2 protein-coding genes are annotated in these 1,854 nt (G+C 29.2%); both read left to right on the top strand.

What is annotated here, in order from left to right; translation table 11 throughout:
* Nucleotides 1-112 precede the first annotated feature (112 nt).
* Nucleotides 113-1,054, top strand: a complete 942-nt coding sequence (locus J5G60_RS18120; RefSeq protein ID WP_150358699.1) for a GNAT family N-acetyltransferase — start codon at nt 113-115, stop codon at nt 1,052-1,054.
* Between the two features lie 132 nt (nt 1,055-1,186).
* Entirely contained in the window at nt 1,187-1,438 is a 252-nt protein-coding gene (locus J5G60_RS18115; protein WP_150358700.1) for a cell wall-binding repeat-containing protein, read from the top strand.
* Nucleotides 1,439-1,854: the final 416 nt, after the last annotated feature.

Genomic DNA, 1,854 nt, shown 5'->3' with positions numbered 1-1,854 from the left:
CCCTTTTTTTTTTTAATGATACGGCGACCACCGATATCTACACTTCTAGCTTCGTGGGCAGCGTCAGATGTGTATAAGATACATATCATAATGTACAATTGTGAGCGATGAAATGCTGAAAGAACAATTTATATCCATTGATTTAGTCAAAGGTAGTGACAGTGAATATATAATAAGAGATAATTTGGGTATTACTATAGGAAGAATATTTATAATTGAACTTTCTAAAATAAATAAATATAGTATGATTAGGATAAAATTTTATAAATGGGGAGAGAGCAGTTATAAATTGCTTAAAAATACTCTGGAAAATTTTATACAAATTCTTCTTCACAAAATTGAGCTGGGTAAAATAAATATAATAGCACATGAGGATATAAATATATCAGCATTTACTGATTTAGGCTTTGAACTTGAGGGTATAATATCGAGAAGCATAAAAGCTGATTCTGGATATAAAAATGAAATATTATTTGGACTGGATCTCGATAAAACTAAAAGTATGCATATAAATAGAGGATTACATATAAGAGGAAATAATATAGTGTTATCCATATTAACACCGGAAAATGCAGTGGATGCATTAAATTATTATGTAAAAAATCAAGTTTATCTAAGTGAATTTGAACCAGAACGAGAGAAAAGCTTTTATACATTGGAAGTGCAAAAGAGAAATTTAATTGAAAGCTATAAGCAATTTCTATGTGGCAAAAACGCTAATTTTGGCATATTCAAAAATAAGAGGTTTATAGGCAAGATACAGATATCAAATATAATAATAGGAGTATTGAAAAGTGCATTTATAGGATATTCTATAGATGAAGATGAACAAGGCAAAGGATACATGAAAGAAGCGTTGAAGTTAGTTTTGGATTATGCTTTTGATGAATTAGAGTTACATAGAGTTGAGGCATCTACTTTGGTAGATAATATAAAATCCCAAAGAGTATTAAAGAGTTGTGGATTTAAGGAGCTTGGATTAAATAAAAAATATTTATTTGTAAATGGGAAATGGAAGGATCATATAACTTTTTATAAAATTAATTCTGTCTAATTGAAATTATATGGAATCCGTACAAACGTAAATTTAGAATTTGTATAGGATCTTGAAAATATTATAAGAGCCATTATAAAAGATCTGCGGATTCAATAAGTCTTGACTTTAGAGTGATTTTATTCTAATAATATGTATGCAGATGATCTGGTAGCTTCGGCAATAGCAGGAAAATATTCAGCACCACTGATATTAGTAGATGGTGATGATTCTGCTGCCATATCCAGCTCAATAGAATATATCAAAAATAATACTACTTTAAGAGTTTATTTTTACTTTGTGCCCCTTAATGATGACGAAAATTTAGAAATTAAAGAACCTAAAATAGATGAATTTAAGCGTAATGGATTTACTGTTGTTGAATGGGGCGGTATTTGCCCTTAATTGTAAATCAAAATAAAATGTATTTTAAAAATAGGCGTATAATTAACTTAGAAGATTTTAATACAAAAAGTAAAGTTATATATGAACATGACCGGGAGTATCTATATGTGAAAAAGTAAGGAGGCAGGCATAAAGGGAGAGAAATAAAGAAATAAGCTTGAAATACGTAGGATATAATAAACTGCAAAGCAATAGACTGTGCTACAATAAAACACGTTGTCTGAAATTGCAGCAGAAAGCAGGGTATATCAACTTATAAATAAAAATTTAAAAAAGTTGTTGACAAGGGTAAATACAGATGATATACTATAAAAGCTGTCTTAAAGAAGAGCAGGCAGCTTGAGATGATCCTTGAAAATTGAACAGAATAAATATAGGGAAACTTATATGAGAATAAACCAGCAATTCTTTTGAGC

Origin of the sequence: Clostridium sp. HV4-5-A1G (assembly GCF_900184915.1) — a bacterium.
Classification (GTDB): Bacteria; Bacillota; Clostridia; order Clostridiales; family Clostridiaceae; genus Clostridium_B; species Clostridium_B aromativorans.
Note: the sequence above shows the minus strand (reverse complement) of the source record. Positions and strands in the feature narration are given on the sequence as shown.